We start from the raw sequence: 15,860 nt of genomic DNA, 5'->3' as shown, positions 1-15,860 counted from the left end.
CGCCCCATGCTGACACACGAGATCGACGATGGCGGCATCGCCCTCCTGACCATCGACATGCCCGGCCGCTCGATGAACGTGATCGACTGGGCCTTCACGGAAGCCCTGCGCGAGGAGATCGCCCGGCTCGCCGCCGATCCGGCGGTCACCGGCATCATCGTCGCGTCCGGCAAGGACAGCTTCATCGCCGGTGCCGATCTTGCGATCATGAACGGCATGACCGGTCCGGGCACCTCGCCGGCCACCGCGTCGGAGCGCATCCGCGCCATGACCGACGCCTTCCGCGCGCTGGAAACCTGCGGCAAGCCGGTCGTCGCAGCGGCCAGCGGCACCGCGCTCGGCGGCGGGCTGGAACTGATGCTCGCCTGCCATTACCGGATCGCCGCGCGCAATCCCAAGGCCGTCTTCGGCCTGCCCGAGGTCACGCTCGGCATCCTGCCGGGCGCCGGCGGCACCCAGCGCCTGCCCCGCGTCATCGGCATCGAGGCCGCCCTCCCCCTGCTTCTGGAAGGCAAGCGCCTCTCCGCCGAGGAGGCGCTGTCGCTCGGCATTCTCGACGAGTTGGCCGAGCCGGACGATCTGGTTGCCGCGGCACGGCGCGCGCTCACCGAAGGCCGCGTCCCTGCCGCCGCCCCGTGGGACGCCAAGGGCTTCGCCCCGCCGGGTCCCGCCGTCACGTCCGAGGCAGCGTCGAACGTCTTCCTCTTCGCCAATGCTCAGATCCGCGCGCGCGGCCACCGCAACTATCCGGCGCTGGAGGCGATCCTCTCCTGCGTCTACGAGGGCCTGCGGCTGCCCATCGACAAGGCGCTGAAGGTTGAGCGCCAGTATTTCGGCCATCTCGTCCATGGCGATGTCGCGCAGGCGATGATCCGCACCCAGTTCTTCGCCCGCCAGGTGCTGGCCCGCGAGGGCCGGGCGCGGGCGGACAAGGACGGGCCGCTCGCCAACGCCTGCCGAAACGCGCTCGACGCCGAGGCGCTGCGCATGCAGGCTGAGGGCATGAGTCCCGCCTTCATCCGCAATGCCGCCGAGGGTGTCGGCCTCTCCACGCTGCCCGCCTTGCCGACCGACGCGCCCCTTGCGGCCACCGACGACAAGAGCGCGCGAGCGGCCCTGCGCCCCGCCGGCCTGCGGCTCTTGCGCGCCATGGCGCTTGCCGCTGCCGCTACGTTTGAGCGCGGCGATGTCGCCTCGGCCGCCGAGGCCGATGTCCATGCCATCGACGCGGCGGGGTTCCCCGTGTGGACCGGCGGGCCGCTGAGCCTGATCGACACCCAAGGGGCGGCCGGGTTCGTCGCCGCCTGCCATGCCGACAAGCTGGAAATCCCGGTCGGCCTTGCCGCCATGGCCCGCGACGGCGGCCGGTTCCACGCACCCAAGGAGGCCGTCGCATGAGCGAGGATCTGGTGCTCACCGAGATCGATGCCGCAACCGGCATCGCCACCCTCACGATCAACCGGCCGAAGGTGCTGAACGCGCTCGACGTACCGACCGCCCGCGCTTTCCTGCAGGCCGTGCGCAAGGTCACCGCGACCAAGGGCCTGCGCTGCATCGTCCTTGCAGGTTCCGGCCGCGCCTTCATGGCCGGCGGCGATGTCGCCGCCTTCGGCAAGGATCCGGACCGCGCCGCCGAGGTCGTCCACGACCTCCTCGACGCGCTGCACCCCGCCCTCACCGCCCTGCGCGAGTCCCCTGCCCCGGTGATCGCCAAGGTGCAGGGCGTCGCCGCCGGCGCCGGCTTCAGCCTGATGCTCGGTGCCGACCTGGTGATCGCCGAGGCCGGCGCGCGCTTCGTCGTCGCCTATGATCGGATCGGCACCTCGCCCGACTGCGGCGGCACCTGGGCGCTGCCGCGCAAGGTCGGCCGGGCGAAGGCGATGGAACTGCTGCTGCTCGGCGAGACCTTGAGCGCGGAGGAAGCCCGCGCGGCGGGCATCGTCAACAAGGTAGTGCCTGCGGAAGAGCTCGACGCCGAGGCCCTCGCCCTTGCAAAGCGGATCGCCAGCGGCCCGACCCAGGCGCTGGGCGCGGTTCGCGCGCTCATTGATGCCGCACTCGACCGCCCCTTCGCCGCCCATCTGGAGGCCGAGCGCGCCTCCTTCATCCGCATGACCGGGACCCGCGACTTCCGCGAGGGCGTCTCGGCCTTCCTCGAAAAGCGCCAGCCGCAGTTCCGCGGCGAGTAACCGGCACGCCCGGCAGACCGGAGGGTTCCCGCATGACCATGCCGAACGCATTCGACGGCCGCCTCAAGGTTCCGGCGATCGCCTCGCCGATGTTCCTCGCCTCTGGCCCGGACCTCGTCGTCGCCACCTGCCGCGCCGGTGTGATCGGCACCTTCCCGGCGCTCAACCAGCGCACGACCGAAGGCTATGGCGAGTGGCTGAGCGAGATCGAGGACCGCCTCTCCGGTCATGCCGATGCCGCGCCCTACGGCGTCAACCTGATCGTCCACCGCAGCAACACGCGACTGGAGGCGGATCTGGCGATGACCGTCGCGCGCAAGGTGCCGCTGGTCATCACCTCGCTCGGCGCCAATCCGGATGTCGTCTCCGCCGTTCAGTCCTATGGCGGCCTCGTCTTCCATGACGTCATCAACCCGCGCCATGCCCGCAAGGCGGCCGAGGCCGGCGTCGACGGCATCATCGCGGTCTGCGCCGGCGCCGGCGGCCATGCCGGCACGATGAGCCCCTTCGCGCTGGTCTCGGAAATCCGCGCCTTCTACGACGGCGCCATCATCCTCGCCGGTGCCATCAACACCGGCGCGCAGATCGCTGCCACCCGCGCCATGGGTGCGGACCTCGCCTATCTCGGCACCCGCTTCCTCGCCACCGAGGAAGCGATGATCGTTAATGATTACAAGCAGATGATCCTGGATGCGACCGCCGCCGACATTCTCTACACACCGGCGATCAGCGGGGTAAACGCCAACTTCCTGCGCCCGAGCATCGAGCGCGCCGGCCTCGACCCGGACAACCTGCAACATGCGGGCGCGCTCGACATGGGCAGCGAGGCGAAGGTCTGGAAGAACATCTGGTCCGCCGGCCAGGGCACGGGAACCATCACGGACCTGCCGCCCGCCGCCGAGCTGTGCGCGCGCCTGCGCGCCGAATACCGCGCCGCCTGCGCCGCCCTTGCCTCCGATCCTTACGCCTGATCGCCAGGTCGCAGACTCATAATTGTGCCAGCAACGGCGTCGCAAGACCTTGGAAAATAACGCCTTTGTGCTCCTTTCATTCGGACAGGCACGCGCAGACCGTTTCTCGCCAGAATGATGGTTCACGACCTAGAGCGGGCGGGTCTTCGTCACATAGGCCTCGAAGAAATCGGAGAACCGCGCGACCCGCATCGGCAGGCGCTCGTACGGGGGATAATAGAGCGTCAGCCAGATCTCCGGCGCCTCCCAGTCGGGCAGCACCTGGGCGAGCCGGCCCTGCGCCAGCCCCTCCTCGACGATGAACAGCGGCAGCAGGGCGATGCCCTCGCCGTTTTCCGCAAGCCGCGCCAGCAGGTCGCCATTGTTGCCGGCAATCGTTGTACCGGCCCGCACCCGGCGCGTGCGCCCGTCGCGGCCCAGGTCCCAGGTCTCGGCCTGCGAGCGCTCGTCATAGGCAAGGCAGGCATGGGCCGAAAGGTCCTCCGGCGTCTGAGGCGCGCCGCGCAGCGCCAGATAGGCGGGCGAGGCAACCATCACCCGGCGCACGCGGCAGATCTTGCGCCAGATCGTCGACTTGTCGCGCGGGGCCTCGGAAATGCGGATCGCCAGATCGACATCGCCGGCGACGATGTCGATGAAGCGGTCGGTGAGCCCGATCGACAGCGACACCCGGGGATACTGGCTGCGGAACCCGGCGACGACATCCGGCAGCACCTGCTGTCCGAGCGACATCGGGGCGTTGATACGGATCGTGCCGGCCACATCGCCCTGCTGCTCCTGCAGGTCCTCGGTCGTGCGGCGGAACGCCTCCAGCAGCGGGGCGATGCGGGCGGCATAGACCGCGCCGGCCGAGGTCAGCGACACCTGCCGGGTGGTGCGCAACAGCAGTTGCACCCCGAGTTCTTCTTCCAGCGCGCTCACCGCGCGCGTCACCGTTGGTGCCGTCATCGAGAGCTGCCGGGCGGCGGCGACGAAGCTCCGCTGCTCGGCGACCGCCAGGAACACGCGAATATGGTCGAGATCGATCATGCAGCGATTATTGCATGAATTGAAATGATATCCGAGGAATTGCTTCCATTCTCAAAGCATCCCGCCCGCCCCATCTTTGCAGCAGCGGCGAAGGCCGCAGCCACGGTTCGGGAAAGGGAGCAGCGCCATGCTGACGCAGATCAAGGGCCTCCATCACGTCACGTCGATGGCGGGAAACGCTCAGGAAAACAACGACTTCTTCACCCGCACCCTCGGCCTGCGGCGGGTCAAGAAGACGGTCAACTTCGACGCCCCGGAGGTCTACCACCTCTATTATGGCGACGAGACCGGCACGCCCGGCTCGGTCATGACCTACTTCCCCTTCCCGGATATCGTGCAGGGCCGCCCCGGCGCCGGCGAGGTCGGAAACACCTATTTCGCGGTGCCCGAAGGTTCCCTGCCCTACTGGAAAGAGCGCCTTGCCGGCCTCGGCGTCGGCGGTCTTGAGGAGGATAACCCCTTCGGCGAGGCGCGCCTGCGCTTCCAGGGACCGGACGGCGACGGCTTCTCGCTGGTCGAGACGACGGGCGACGAGCGCCTCGGCTGGAGCGCCGGCGGTGTCAGTTCGGCCGAGGCGATCCAGGGCTTCCGCGGCGCGGCCTTCCGCCTGCGGGATAGCGGGGGGACAGCCGAACTGCTCCGCTTCATGAACTACCGCGAGGTGGAGCGCAGCGGCACCTGGACCCGCTTCGCGATCGAGGGTGGAAACGGCGCCGATGTCATTGATATCGAAGAGGTTTCCTCGGCCGCTCCCGCCCGCCAGGGGGCCGGCTCGGTGCACCATATCGCCTTCGCGGTGGAGAACCGGGCGGCCCAGTTGGAGGTGCGCAAGGCGTTGATGGACACGGGCTATCAGGTCACGCCGGTGATCGACCGGGACTATTTCTGGGCGATCTACTTCCGCAGCCCCGGCGGCATCCTGTTCGAGGTGGCGACCAACGAGCCCGGCTTCGACCGGGACGAGGATACCGCCCATCTCGGCGAGGCCCTGAAGCTGCCGACCCGCTACGAGCAGTTCCGCGCGCAGATCGAGGACATCCTGACCCCGATCCGGGACTAACTCGGCTCCTTCCCTCCGGCCACAAGGGACTCACCGTCATGATCACGCACACCTATCACGCCCTGACCACGCAGCCGGCGCCCGGCGCGCCGCTGGTCTTTGCCTACCACGGCACCGGCGGCGACGAGCACCAGTTCGCCCGCTTCGTCGAGGAGGCCGTGCCCGGCGCCGGCCTTGTCGCCCCGCGCGGCGATGTCTCGGAGCACGGCGCGCTGCGCTTCTTCCGCCGCACCGGCGAAGGCGTCTACGACATGGACGACCTCGCCCGGCGCACGCAGGCGATGGCCGGCTTCGTCGAGGCCCACCGCAAGGCCCATCCGGGCCGCCCGGTCTACGGCTTCGGCTATTCCAACGGCGCCAACATCCTGGCCTCGGTCGCCTTCCTGCGGCCGGAGCTGTTCGACCGGATCGCGCTTCTGCATCCGCTGATCCCGTTCGAGCCGGCGCCCCAGCCCGGCCTTGCCGGGCGAAAGGTGCTGATTTCCGCCGGCAAGCGGGACCCGATCTGCCCGCCGGCCGCGACCGGCGCGCTGATCGACTGGTTCAAGGCGCAGGGTGCAGACGTGACGCTCGCCGCCCACGAGGGCGGGCACGAGTTGCGACAGACCGAAATCGACGCGCTGGTCGGCTTTCTGAGCGAGCCGCCGGACGCCGCATGACGACGCATGACAAGGAGACGGAGCGATGGTGCTGATCCATGAGAACATGAGCCGCGGCCGCACCCAGAGCGGCTGGCTCGACGCCTGGCATACCTTCTCCTTCGGCGGTTTCCGCGATCCCGCCCGCATGGGCTACGCCGCCCTGCGGGTGCTCAACGAGGACCGCGTCGTCCCCGGCGCCGGCTTTTCCGAGCACGGCCATGCGGACATGGACATTCTGACCATGGTCCTGTCGGGCCGGCTGCGCCACACCGACACGCTGGGCAACGAGGCGGAGATTGCCGCCGGCGAACTCCAACTGATGTCGGCGGGACGCGGCATCCGCCATGCGGAGATGAACGCCTCCGGCAGCGAACCCGCCCATGTGCTGCAGATCTGGCTGATCCCCGACACCACCGGCGGCGCGCCGACCTATCAGCAGATGACGCTGCCGGCACCGGAGACGGTGCGGGACTGGACGCTGCTGGCCAGCGGCAAGGCGGGCGAGGCGCCGTTGAGGCTTCTGTCCGACACGCGCGTGTCGATTGCCGCGCCGCTGGCGGGAGATGCCACCGCGCTTCCCCTCGCCGATGGGCGGCGGCTGTTCGTCCATCTGGTGGAAGGCATCGCCACGGTCGAGGGCGAGCGCCTCGTCGCCGGCGACGGGTTGCAGGTCGGCGAGGAGGAGATCGGCGATCTCCTCTGGCAGACAGACGGCCGCGCCCTGCTCTTCGACATGAGCGCGCGCCCCGGCGTCAGCCGGGTTGCGGGCTGACGGCACCGCCCGGTCCGGCGCTCGCGTCGGATCGGGTCCGCATCTCCTGCGCGGTCTGGCGCACCGCATCGGCGATCTGCGCCAGTTGCCGGGCGAGCGGGCTCGCCTTGCGCCAGATCATGCCGATGGTGCGCGAGGGCTGCGGCTCGTCGAAACGCGAGACGGAGACGGCCGCCGAGCGGGTTTCCACCGGCAGCGCCATTTCCGGGATCAAGGTCACGCCGATGCCGGCGCTCACCATCTGCACCAGCGTCGACAGCGAACTGCCGTCCATCAGCTCGCGCGGCTGCGCCGGCCCCATGTTGCAGAAGGACAGCGCCTGCTCGCGGAAACAGTGCCCCTCCTCCAGCAGCAGCAGGCGCATTTCGCGCAAGGCTTCGCGGTTGGGCACCGGCTTGCCCTCGTCCTCGGTCGGCCGCACCAGAACGAAATTCTCCGAAAACAGAGCTACTTCGCTCAAGGCCGGTTCGGAGACCGGCAGCGCGACGATGGCGGTATCGAGCCGGCCTTCGGCGAGTTCCTGCACCAGGCGGGAGGTCACCGTCTCGCGCACATGGATGTCGAGCCCCTCGTTGGCGCGGGTCAGCCGGGCGATCACCGCCGGCAGCAGATAGGGCGCGATCGTCGGAATGATGCCGATGCGCAGGCGCCCGGCCAGCCGGTCGCGCGAGGCGCGGGCAAGGTCCCCGAGTTCATCGACCGCCTGCAGGATGTCATTGGCCCGCCGCGCGAATTCCTCGCCGAACGCCGTCAGCCGGACCTGTCGGGCGGTACGCTCGAACAGCTCCGTGCCGAGCGTCTCCTCCAGATCGCGGATCTGCACGGAGAGCGCCGGCTGCGAGATCGAGCAGGCTTCCGCCGCCCGGCCGAAATGGCCGTACTCGGCCAGCGCCCGGAAGTAGCGAAGCTGCTTGAGGGTCAGATTTCTCATAACTAAAAACTATCGCTACAATCAAAAAATACAACTTAAATTAATCATCCGACTGAGGCATAGTGAGCCTGCGAGGATGAGAAGCGACGACCTCGGCGCCCCGCTGGCGCAACGGTTTCCGCATGCGCGCCACGGCGTGCTTCGGAGGCCGGAAGGATCGTCGCCCCTCCCGGCAGTCAATGCTTCGGGACAGTCTCGAGAGGGAGAGTGCATGGCAGCGACAACGGTTCGCCATGCGGGTCACAGGGCGGGTCTCCGCCCCGTACGCCATGATTTTCTCCTTCTCAGGCAGTCATTTGCACAAACCTGACGAGTGAGAGACATGGACAGACCTGATTTCGACACCGCCGGCAAATGCCCGGTCGTTCACAACACCGCCCGGACCCGGCAGAACTGGTGGCCCAACCAGCTCAACATCCGCGTCCTGCACCAGAACTCTTCGCTGTCCAACCCGATGGGCAAGGACTTCAACTATGCGGAAGAGTTCAAGAAGCTCGATCTGGCCGCAGTCAAGGCCGACCTGACCGCGCTGATGACCGACAGCCAGGCCTGGTGGCCGGCGGACTGGGGCCATTACGGCCCGCTGTTCATCCGCATGGCGTGGCACAGCGCCGGCACCTACCGCACCTTCGACGGCCGCGGCGGCGGCGGCAACGGCCAGCAGCGTTTCGCCCCGCTGAACAGTTGGCCGGACAACGTCAACCTCGACAAGGCCCGCCGCCTGCTGTGGCCGGTCAAGCAGAAATACGGCGACAAGCTGTCCTGGGCCGACCTGATGATCCTGGCCGGCAATGTCGCGCTGGAGAGCATGGGCTTCAAGACCTTCGGCTTTGCCGGCGGCCGCGCCGACACCTGGGAGCCCGAGGAGCATGTCTACTGGGGCGCCGAGACCGAATGGCTGGCCACCAGCGACAAGGCAAACAGCCGCTATTCCGGCGAGCGCGAGCTGGAAAACCCGCTGGCGGCGGTGCAGATGGGCCTGATCTACGTCAACCCGGAAGGCCCGGACGGCAATCCGGACCCGGTCGCCTCCGGCCGCGACATCCGCGAGACCTTCGCCCGCATGGCCATGAACGATGAGGAAACCGTCGCCCTGGTGGCCGGCGGCCACACGTTCGGCAAGTGCCACGGCGCGGGCGATGCTGCGCTGCTGGGCGCCGAGCCGGAGGGCGCGGGCCTTGAGGACATGGGCCTCGGCTGGACCAGCCGCTTTGCCTCGGGCCTGGCCGGCGACACGATTTCCAGCGGTATCGAAGGCGCCTGGAAGCCGAACCCGACGACCTGGGACATGGGCTATCTGAAGGTCCTGTTCAAATACGAGTGGGAACTGGTCAAGAGCCCGGCCGGCGCCAAGATGTGGCTGGCCAAGGATGTCGACGACGAGGACATGATCGTCGACGCCCACGACCCGTCGAAGAGGCATCGCCCGATGATGACGACGGCCGACCTGGCGCTGCGCTTCGACCCGATCTACGAGCCGATCGCCCGCCGCTTCCTGGCAAACCCGGCCGAATTCGCCGACACCTTCGCCCGCGCCTGGTTCAAGCTGACCCACCGCGACATGGGCCCGAAGTCGCGCTACCTCGGCCCGGAGGTCCCGTCCGAAGACCTGATCTGGCAGGATCCGGTCCCGGGCGTCGACCATCCGCTGGTGAACGACGCAGATGTCGCCGAGCTCAAGGCCAAGGTCCTCGCCTCCGGCCTGACCGTCTCCGAACTGGTCTCGACCGCCTGGGCCTCGGCCTCGACCTTCCGCGGTTCGGACAAGCGTGGCGGCGCCAACGGCGCGCGCATCCGCCTCGCCCCGCAGAAGGACTGGGAGGTCAACCAGCCGGCGCAGCTCGCCAAGGTGCTGGCGAAGCTGGAGGAGATCCGCTCCGCCTTCAACGCGGCCCAGTCCGGCGGCAAGAAGATCTCGCTTGCCGACCTGATCGTGCTGGCCGGCGGTGCCGCCGTCGAGAAGGCCGCCAAGGACGCCGGTCTCGACGTGAGCGTGCCCTTCGCGCCGGGCCGCACCGACGCGAGCGCCGAGCAGACGGACGCGGAGTCCTTCGACGTGCTGGAGCCCAGCGCCGACGGCTTCCGCAACTATGTCTCGGCCAATCCGGTGCTGTCGCCCGAAGCGCTCTTGATCGACCGGGCCGAGCTGCTGACCCTGACCGCACCGGAAATGACCGTGCTGATCGGCGGCCTGCGCGTGCTCGGCGCCAACCATGGCGGGTCGACGCATGGCGTCTTCACCGACTGTCCGGGCACCCTCACCAACGACTTCTTCGTCAACCTGCTCGACATGGGGACAAAGTGGAAGCCGGTGTCGGATAAGCAGGACGTGTTCGAGGGCTCCGACCGGGCCACCGGCAAGGCGAAGTGGACCGGCACCCGCGTGGATTTGGTGTTCGGCTCGAACTCGCAATTGCGGGCGCTGTCGGAGGTTTACGGCCAGAATGACGCCAAGGAGAAGTTCGCCCGCGACTTCGTCGCCGCCTGGACCAAGGTGATGAACGCGGACCGCTTCGACCTGCGTTAAAGGCATGCTGTGCCCGCCGGCGGCCGGGGGTCTCCCCGCCTGCCGGCGCCAGCGACACGAGAGGCGCGGCGGACCCTCCGCCGCGCCTTTTTTGTGTGGCGGCAGAGGCTTGCCGGCGATTGACTCCTGCCGCCCGCGGCCTACCATCCACGTCCCCGAGGCGGGATGGGCGCAACTATCCCCGCCGGCCCGCACGCCTCTCCACGCTCCTCGCGAATTTTGAGAAATTTTGCGCGGAATTTTGCAAAATTTCGTCTCGAAATCGCTGAAATTTGAGACTCCCGTCTCAATCCACCTCCTGCGGAAGGACATCATGGCCCGACTGGACGAAAGTGCCCGCGGCGTCTACCTGATCGCCGTCACCCCCTTCACCGACACCGGCGCGCTCGACCTCGACGGCTGCGACCGGATGGTCGACTTCTATCTGGAGGCGGGCGCCACCGGGCTGACCCTCTTGGGCGTGATGGGCGAGGCGCCGAAGCTGACGACCGACGAGTCCGCCACCGTGGTGGGCCGGGTGTTGAAACGCGTCGACGGGCGGGTGCCGATCGTCGTCGGCGTGTCGTCGCCGGGCTTCGCCCAGATGCAGTCGCTGACGGCGCGCGTGATGGACGACGGCGCCGCCGGCGTGATGATCGCCCCGCCGGGGACCTTGCGCACCGACGACCAGATCGCCGGCTATTACGAGCAGGCGGCCGAGATGATCGCAGATGTCCCCTTCGTGCTGCAGGACTTCCCGCTGACCACCGGCGTGCAGATGTCCGTGCCGGTGATCGCCCGCATCATCCAGGATATCCCCAGTTGCGTCTGCCTGAAGCACGAGGACTGGCCCGGCCTTGCCAAGATCACGGCGCTGCGCAAGGAGGGGGCGACCGCCCGCCGGGTGTCGATCCTGTGCGGCAATGGCGGCGTGTTCCTGCCCGAGGAGATGGAGCGCGGCGCCGACGGCGCGATGACCGGCTTCGCCTATCCGGAGATGATGACCGGCGTTGTCGAGAACCACGCGAAAGGCGACATGGAGCGGGCCCGCGACCTGTTCGACGCCTATCTGCCGCTCGCCCGCTTCGAACAGCAGCCGGGCCTCGGCCTTGCCATCCGCAAATACGTCCTCTACCGGCGCGGCGTGCTCGCAAGCCCCGCCCTGCGCAGGCCGGGCGCCGCCCTCGATCCGCTGTCGCGGGCCGAGGTCGACCGGCTGATGGCCCGTCTCGACAAACGCCTGAAGGAGCTCAACTGATGGATCTCGGCCTGACGGGCAAGCGCGCCCTCGTCCTTGGCGCCAGCCGCGGCCTCGGCCGGGCGATCGCCGAAACGCTGGCGCGCGAGGGCGTCCGCGTCATCGCCGCCGCCCGCAACGAACCGGCGATCGCCGAATGGGCCGCAGCAACGCCCGACTGCGACATCACCCCGCTGCGGATCGACCTTGCCGACATCGCCTCGATCGACGGCGCGCTGGAGGCGATCCTCGCCGATGGCGGGGTCGACATCCTGATCAACAATGCCGGCGGCCCGCCCCCCGGAACGGCGCTCGAGGCCGATCCCGCCGCCTGGACCGCCAATTTCTCGGCGATGGCCGCAAGCCTCTTCCACATCACCGCAAAACTGGTGCCACCGATGCGCGAGCGCGGCTTCGGCCGGGTGGTCACCATCGGCTCCTCCGGCGTCGAGCAGCCGATCCCGAACCTTGCCATGTCGAACGGCATCCGCGCGGCGGTGCTGGCCTGGTCGAAGACGCTGGCGAGCGAGGTCGCGGGCGACGGCGTCACCGTCAACATGGTGGTGCCGGGGCGCATCCACACCGCCCGCGTCGACGAGTTGGACGCCGCCGCCGCCAAGCGGACGGGCAAGAGCGTGGAAGAAATCGCCAGGGCGTCCGCCGCTTCGATCCCGGCCGGGCGCTACGGCCGGCCGCAGGAATTCGCCGACATGGTGGTGTTCCTGGCCTCCGAGCGCGCGTCCTATGTGACCGGCAGCCGCCTGCGCGTCGATGGCGGGGCGATCCGAAGCCTCTGACCGCAAACACCTTTTTCGACAGCCTCCCGGGTCCCGCTCAAAAGGCGGTGATCCGGCGGGTGGTCTCCGGATCGAGGAAGCCGGCAACCGTCGCCTCGGTCTCCAGATCGAGCGCCCGGTGGAGATCGCCGGCGGCGACCGCGTTGAGCACCCGCTTCATCGACCGCACGGCGAGCGGCGGCAGCTCGGCAAGCCGCCGGGCCAGCGCCTCCGCTTCCGCCAGCAGCGCGTCATCCGCCACCACCTTGTGGGCAAGGCCCAGCCTGCCGAGCTCGGCCGCCGTGTAGCGTTCGCCCAGAAACAGCATCTCGCGCGCCTTCATCAGCCCGACCAGCGCCGGCAGCAGCGCCGTCACCGCGCCGGTGACGAAGACGTTGAGCGAGACTTCCGGGAAGAAGGCCTTCGCCCCCTCGCCCCAGAGCGGGAAGTCGCAATTGATCGCCCATTCGAAACCGCCGCCCACGGCCCAGCCGTGGATCGCCCCGACCACCGGCTTCGGCCCGAAGGCGATGGCATGGGTCGCCCGCTGGATGGCAAGGACGAGATCGCGCGCGGCCTCCTCCGTTTCCGGGTGGACATGCTCGCGCCGGTCGTCGCCGGCGCAGAACGCCTTGCCGGCGCCGGTGAAGAGGATCGCCCGGGTTTGCGGGTCGCGGTTGGCATCGTCGAAGGCGCGCGCGACATCGTCGATCAATTGCCGGTTCATGGCGTTGAGGCTTTCCGGCCGGTTGAGGGCGATGGTGCGCACCCCGCCCTCACCGAGCGTGCTCAGCACGGTCTCGTAAGCAAAATCGGTCATTGCCCCTCCCTGATGACCCGCCGGGTCTTGCCTTCGGTGCGCGGCAGGCTGCCGGCGGGCAGCAGCGTGACGCTGGCGCTCGCCCCGAGCCGTGCCTTGATCTCGCCCGCCACCCGCATTGCGAGCTCCGATGTTTCGGGCGCGCCCTTCGCCAGTTCCGCCTCCACCGGCAGCGTGTCGTAGGGGGGCGGGGTGGCAAGGCGGATGCGGTATTCGCCCGACAGTTCGGCGAAGGAGTTCAGCACCGCCGCGACCATGGTCGGGAACATGTTGAGCCCGCGCACCACCACCATGTCGTCGGAGCGGCCGACGACGGAGAAGCGGAAGCCGGTGCGGCCGCAGGTACAGGGTGTGGTGGCGGCGACGCGGATGATGTCGCCGGTGCGAAAGCGCACCAAGGGCTGGCAGTCGCGCACCAGATGGGTGAGCACCAGTTCGCCGCTCTCGCCGGCCGCCAAAGCCTTCGGCGCGCCGCTGTCCGGGTCGATCAGTTCGGCATGAAGCACGTCGGCGGCCATGAAATGCAGATGCGTGTCGTGCTCGCATTCGGAGGCGAAATTGCAGAAGACGTCGGAAACGCCATAGTTGGAATTGCGCGGCTGCAGGCCCCAGGTCTCGGTCATGCGGGCGCGGAAGGCGGGATCGTCGACGCCCGGCTCGCCGCCGAACAGGCCGAGCCGCAAGCCCAGATCGCGCGGCAGCAGGCCGGGAAACTTCTGCGCGATCACCCGTTCCAGCACCGCCGGATAGGACGGGGTGCAGGAGATCGCGGTCACCCCGACCTCCAGGATCGTGCGCACCAGGAGTTCGGTCGAGCCGACGCCGAAGGGCACCACCGTCGCCCCCGCCTCCTCCAGCGTCAGATGGTCGGTCAGCCCGCCCATCCACATCTGGTAATTGAGACAGTGGACCACCGTGTCCTGCGGGCCGAGGCCGGCGGCGCGCTGGCAGCGGCCGCCGACCTCCTGGGTGATGCGGGCATCGCGCGCCGACAGGGCAAGGTTCATCGCCTGCCCTGTGGTGCCGGAGGTGCGGTGCAGCCGGTTGACCAGGGTGCGCGGGGCGGCGAGGTAGTCGCCGAAGGGCGGATGGGCGGCCTGCGACAGGCGCAGTTGCGCCTTGTCGGACAGCGGCAACTCGGCAAGGTCGCGCAGCGAACAGGGCGGCACCGCGCCCTGCCACAGCGCCCGATAGAACGGCGATTGCGCCATCACATGGGCCCGCTGCCGCGCCCAGGCGGCATCGATATGGGGCTGCAACTCGTGAAGCGGAACCCGGTCCGCCTGCGCAACGGTGCTCATATCGTCATCGCCCGTTTCCAGATGAGGGTGAGTGTGTCGACGACCGCCTCGTCGCGGCCCGAGATCGCAACGAGCGCGGGGTCCTGCGACAGGATGAGGCCGGAGAGATACTGGTCGACCATGCCGCCGAGCGCATAGGCGCGGCGCAGCAGCTCCTCCCGGTCGACCGCGCCGCCGCGCCCGAGGCGGGTGAGGCGGCGCTCGACCGCCGCCACCACGCTTTCCAGCCAGTCGCGGTTCAGCCGGTGAAACGCCTCGCGCGCCTGCGGCAGCGTGTCGAGATGGTGGACGAGGCAGCGCATCAGCCCGCGATTGCCGCGAAACAGCGCGACATAGGCGCTGGTCGCCGCGCGCACCGGATCTTCCGGATGGGCGGAGCCGGCGACCCGCATCGCCGCCTGCAGGAAGCCGACGAAGCCGACCAGCAGTTCGTCCAGCAGCACGGTGCGGTCGGTGAAGTAGATGTAGAAGGTGCCGTTGGAGATGCCCGCCTCTTCGCACACGGCGGAGACGGTGAACTCCTGCGGCCCCTGCCGGTCGAGCACGGCGCAGGCCGCCGCCTGGATCTGGGCGCGGGTGCGCTCGCCCTTGGGCCGCCCGGCGGCGCGCGCGGCGAGAGCCTGCGGATAGAACAGCACCTGATCCTCCCCCTGCCGGGGCGCGGCACGCAGCATCGCGGCGACCTCATAACTAAAAATGACATCAGTTTCATATTTCGGAGACGAGCGAGAGTCAAACGGGATTTTGAGGGGGGTGGCACCACCCACCGGCCGTCACACCGGGCAAAGCGCAGGCAAAGGTTGGCGCAAAGACTCAATCGCCCCGGCGGAACCTGGATACCTGCCTTCGCAGGTATGACAGCCGAAAATGGGGTGAGCGCCTTCCGCCTCATGCCTGCTAAGGGCGCCAATGGGTCCCGGCTCTCCGGCTTCGCCTGCGGCCGGGATGACCTCCGAGAGGGGGCACGGCCTCGCGCTCCTCCGCTGCTCCGCGCGGGCGCTTGGGATGGCTGCGCGCTTTCCTCCCCCTCTGCCGTCACACCGGGCAAGCGAAGCGCGACCCGGTGCCCATTGGCTGCCAGAGCGGTGGCGAGGACACCTCGGCGGGGAGCGTATCGGCGGGGAGCGCATGCCCGTTTTGCGCGCCACCCCGCGCGCAGGCCCTACGGCGTCCTCCCGCACGAAGCGCCATTCGCGCGCAGACCCCTCCTTCGTCTTTCCGGACGGCGCGTAGCGCCGAGCCGGGATCGGGGAGCCGAGGGCCTACAGGGCGCGTACGAAAGACACCGCAAACGCCGTGGCTCGCCGGTTCCGGATCTTCGGCCTTGCGGCCTCGTCCGGGAAGACGAGGAGAGAGGCTGGTGCGAAGACCCGCACGCCGGCGGAACCTGGATACCTGCCTTCGCAGGTATGACAAGTGAGAGGGGGTGAGCGCCGCCCGCCACATGCCCACTGAGGGGGCCAATGGATCCCGGATCTCCGGCTTCGCCTGCGTCCGGGATTGTTCGTCTGAAGAGGTGGTAGAGTTTGGGCGGTCTCCCGGCCTGAACCGCCGGGAGACCAGTGGCAGGCGACCGGACCGGGGTTGGGCTTTCGCCCGTCGTCATCAGGGTCCCTGCCGCTTCCTT

At 68.9% G+C, this 15,860-nt stretch carries 14 protein-coding genes; 9 read left to right on the top strand and 5 right to left on the bottom strand.

Going from position 1 to position 15,860, the window contains the following annotated elements:
- Window positions 1-6 precede the first annotated feature (6 nt).
- The 3 genes from TSB10GB4_RS02035 to TSB10GB4_RS02025 are packed head-to-tail and all read left to right on the top strand — an operon-like array spanning window position 7 to window position 3,160.
- Complete coding sequence (locus tag TSB10GB4_RS02035) at window positions 7-1,398, top strand: enoyl-CoA hydratase-related protein (RefSeq protein WP_186394359.1); 1,392 nt, start codon at window positions 7-9, stop codon at window positions 1,396-1,398.
- Window positions 1,395-2,189, top strand: coding sequence for an enoyl-CoA hydratase/isomerase family protein (locus TSB10GB4_RS02030; protein ID WP_186394358.1), 795 nt, complete (start codon window positions 1,395-1,397; stop codon window positions 2,187-2,189). Before TSB10GB4_RS02035 ends, TSB10GB4_RS02030 begins: the two co-directional genes overlap by 4 nt.
- Window positions 2,190-2,221: 32 nt before the next feature.
- The gene (locus tag TSB10GB4_RS02025; RefSeq protein ID WP_186394357.1) at window positions 2,222-3,160 is read left to right on the top strand and encodes a nitronate monooxygenase family protein; all 939 of its coding nucleotides are present in this window, start codon (window positions 2,222-2,224) and stop codon (window positions 3,158-3,160) included.
- Window positions 3,161-3,289: 129 nt separating this feature from the next.
- Here TSB10GB4_RS02025 and TSB10GB4_RS02020 read toward each other — a convergent pair whose 3' ends face one another.
- Entirely contained in the window at window positions 3,290-4,189 is a 900-nt protein-coding gene (locus TSB10GB4_RS02020) for a LysR family transcriptional regulator (protein ID WP_186394356.1), read from the bottom strand.
- A gap of 127 nt (window positions 4,190-4,316) precedes the next feature.
- On the opposite strand from TSB10GB4_RS02020, the gene TSB10GB4_RS02015 reads away from it, so the two are divergent.
- The 3 genes from TSB10GB4_RS02015 to TSB10GB4_RS02005 are packed head-to-tail and all read left to right on the top strand — an operon-like array spanning window position 4,317 to window position 6,662.
- On the top strand, window positions 4,317-5,249 hold the full coding sequence (locus tag TSB10GB4_RS02015; RefSeq protein WP_186394355.1) for a VOC family protein: 933 nt from the start codon (window positions 4,317-4,319) through the stop codon (window positions 5,247-5,249).
- Between the two features lie 38 nt (window positions 5,250-5,287).
- Window positions 5,288-5,908 (top strand): alpha/beta hydrolase, encoded by a 621-nt coding sequence (locus TSB10GB4_RS02010; RefSeq protein WP_186394354.1) that lies wholly within the window; start codon window positions 5,288-5,290, stop codon window positions 5,906-5,908.
- A 25-nt stretch (window positions 5,909-5,933) separates the two neighbouring features.
- Window positions 5,934-6,662, top strand: a complete 729-nt coding sequence (locus TSB10GB4_RS02005; protein ID WP_186394353.1) for a pirin-like bicupin family protein — start codon at window positions 5,934-5,936, stop codon at window positions 6,660-6,662.
- Here the strand turns inward: TSB10GB4_RS02005 and TSB10GB4_RS02000 are convergent.
- Entirely contained in the window at window positions 6,643-7,593 is a 951-nt protein-coding gene (locus tag TSB10GB4_RS02000; RefSeq protein WP_186394352.1) for a LysR substrate-binding domain-containing protein, read from the bottom strand. The two genes, TSB10GB4_RS02005 and TSB10GB4_RS02000, sit on opposite strands and share 20 nt — an antisense overlap.
- A gap of 322 nt (window positions 7,594-7,915) precedes the next feature.
- Between TSB10GB4_RS02000 and katG the strand changes: the two genes are divergently transcribed.
- The 3 genes from katG to TSB10GB4_RS01985 all read left to right on the top strand — a co-directional run bounded on the left by katG (window position 7,916) and on the right by TSB10GB4_RS01985 (window position 12,133).
- Entirely contained in the window at window positions 7,916-10,120 is a 2,205-nt protein-coding gene (gene katG / locus TSB10GB4_RS01995) for a catalase/peroxidase HPI (protein ID WP_186394351.1), read from the top strand.
- Window positions 10,121-10,433: 313 nt separating this feature from the next.
- On the top strand, window positions 10,434-11,357 hold the full coding sequence (locus TSB10GB4_RS01990) for a dihydrodipicolinate synthase family protein (RefSeq protein WP_186394350.1): 924 nt from the start codon (window positions 10,434-10,436) through the stop codon (window positions 11,355-11,357).
- Entirely contained in the window at window positions 11,357-12,133 is a 777-nt protein-coding gene (locus TSB10GB4_RS01985; RefSeq protein WP_186394349.1) for an SDR family oxidoreductase, read from the top strand. The genes TSB10GB4_RS01990 and TSB10GB4_RS01985 overlap by 1 nt, the downstream gene beginning before the upstream one ends.
- Window positions 12,134-12,170: 37 nt before the next feature.
- On the opposite strand, the gene TSB10GB4_RS01980 is transcribed toward TSB10GB4_RS01985, so the two are convergent.
- The 3 genes from TSB10GB4_RS01980 to TSB10GB4_RS01970 are packed head-to-tail and all read right to left on the bottom strand — an operon-like array spanning window position 12,171 to window position 14,907.
- Complete coding sequence (locus tag TSB10GB4_RS01980; protein ID WP_186394348.1) at window positions 12,171-12,932, bottom strand: enoyl-CoA hydratase/isomerase family protein; 762 nt, start codon at window positions 12,930-12,932, stop codon at window positions 12,171-12,173.
- Window positions 12,929-14,233, bottom strand: a complete 1,305-nt coding sequence (locus tag TSB10GB4_RS01975; RefSeq protein ID WP_186394347.1) for a phenylacetate--CoA ligase family protein — start codon at window positions 14,231-14,233, stop codon at window positions 12,929-12,931. Before TSB10GB4_RS01975 ends, TSB10GB4_RS01980 begins: the two co-directional genes overlap by 4 nt.
- Window positions 14,230-14,907, bottom strand: coding sequence for a TetR/AcrR family transcriptional regulator (locus tag TSB10GB4_RS01970; protein ID WP_186394346.1), 678 nt, complete (start codon window positions 14,905-14,907; stop codon window positions 14,230-14,232). The genes TSB10GB4_RS01975 and TSB10GB4_RS01970 overlap by 4 nt, the downstream gene beginning before the upstream one ends.
- Window positions 14,908-15,860 lie beyond the last annotated feature (953 nt).

Source organism: Stappia sp. TSB10GB4 (assembly GCF_900185745.1).
In the GTDB taxonomy this organism is placed as follows: domain Bacteria; phylum Pseudomonadota; class Alphaproteobacteria; order Rhizobiales; family Stappiaceae; genus Stappia.
This window is presented reverse-complemented; position numbering and strand designations above follow the sequence as displayed.

What these genes read in the sequence shown, in the direction of transcription:
- katG (WP_186394351.1), top strand. Translation starts at nt 7,916, where the DNA reads ATGGACAGACCTGATTTCGACACCGCCGGCAAATGCCCGGTCGTTCAC.
- TSB10GB4_RS01975 (WP_186394347.1), bottom strand. Translation starts at nt 14,233, where the DNA reads ATGAGCACCGTTGCGCAGGCGGACCGGGTTCCGCTTCACGAGTTGCAG.
- TSB10GB4_RS02025 (WP_186394357.1), top strand. Translation starts at nt 2,222, where the DNA reads ATGACCATGCCGAACGCATTCGACGGCCGCCTCAAGGTTCCGGCGATC.
- TSB10GB4_RS02000 (WP_186394352.1), bottom strand. Translation starts at nt 7,593, where the DNA reads ATGAGAAATCTGACCCTCAAGCAGCTTCGCTACTTCCGGGCGCTGGCC.
- TSB10GB4_RS01980 (WP_186394348.1), bottom strand. Translation starts at nt 12,932, where the DNA reads ATGACCGATTTTGCTTACGAGACCGTGCTGAGCACGCTCGGTGAGGGC.
- TSB10GB4_RS02005 (WP_186394353.1), top strand. Translation starts at nt 5,934, where the DNA reads ATGGTGCTGATCCATGAGAACATGAGCCGCGGCCGCACCCAGAGCGGC.
- TSB10GB4_RS02030 (WP_186394358.1), top strand. Translation starts at nt 1,395, where the DNA reads ATGAGCGAGGATCTGGTGCTCACCGAGATCGATGCCGCAACCGGCATC.
- TSB10GB4_RS02010 (WP_186394354.1), top strand. Translation starts at nt 5,288, where the DNA reads ATGATCACGCACACCTATCACGCCCTGACCACGCAGCCGGCGCCCGGC.
- TSB10GB4_RS01985 (WP_186394349.1), top strand. Translation starts at nt 11,357, where the DNA reads ATGGATCTCGGCCTGACGGGCAAGCGCGCCCTCGTCCTTGGCGCCAGC.
- TSB10GB4_RS02035 (WP_186394359.1), top strand. Translation starts at nt 7, where the DNA reads ATGCTGACACACGAGATCGACGATGGCGGCATCGCCCTCCTGACCATC.
- TSB10GB4_RS01970 (WP_186394346.1), bottom strand. Translation starts at nt 14,907, where the DNA reads ATGCTGCGTGCCGCGCCCCGGCAGGGGGAGGATCAGGTGCTGTTCTAT.
- TSB10GB4_RS02015 (WP_186394355.1), top strand. Translation starts at nt 4,317, where the DNA reads ATGCTGACGCAGATCAAGGGCCTCCATCACGTCACGTCGATGGCGGGA.
- TSB10GB4_RS02020 (WP_186394356.1), bottom strand. Translation starts at nt 4,189, where the DNA reads ATGATCGATCTCGACCATATTCGCGTGTTCCTGGCGGTCGCCGAGCAG.
- TSB10GB4_RS01990 (WP_186394350.1), top strand. Translation starts at nt 10,434, where the DNA reads ATGGCCCGACTGGACGAAAGTGCCCGCGGCGTCTACCTGATCGCCGTC.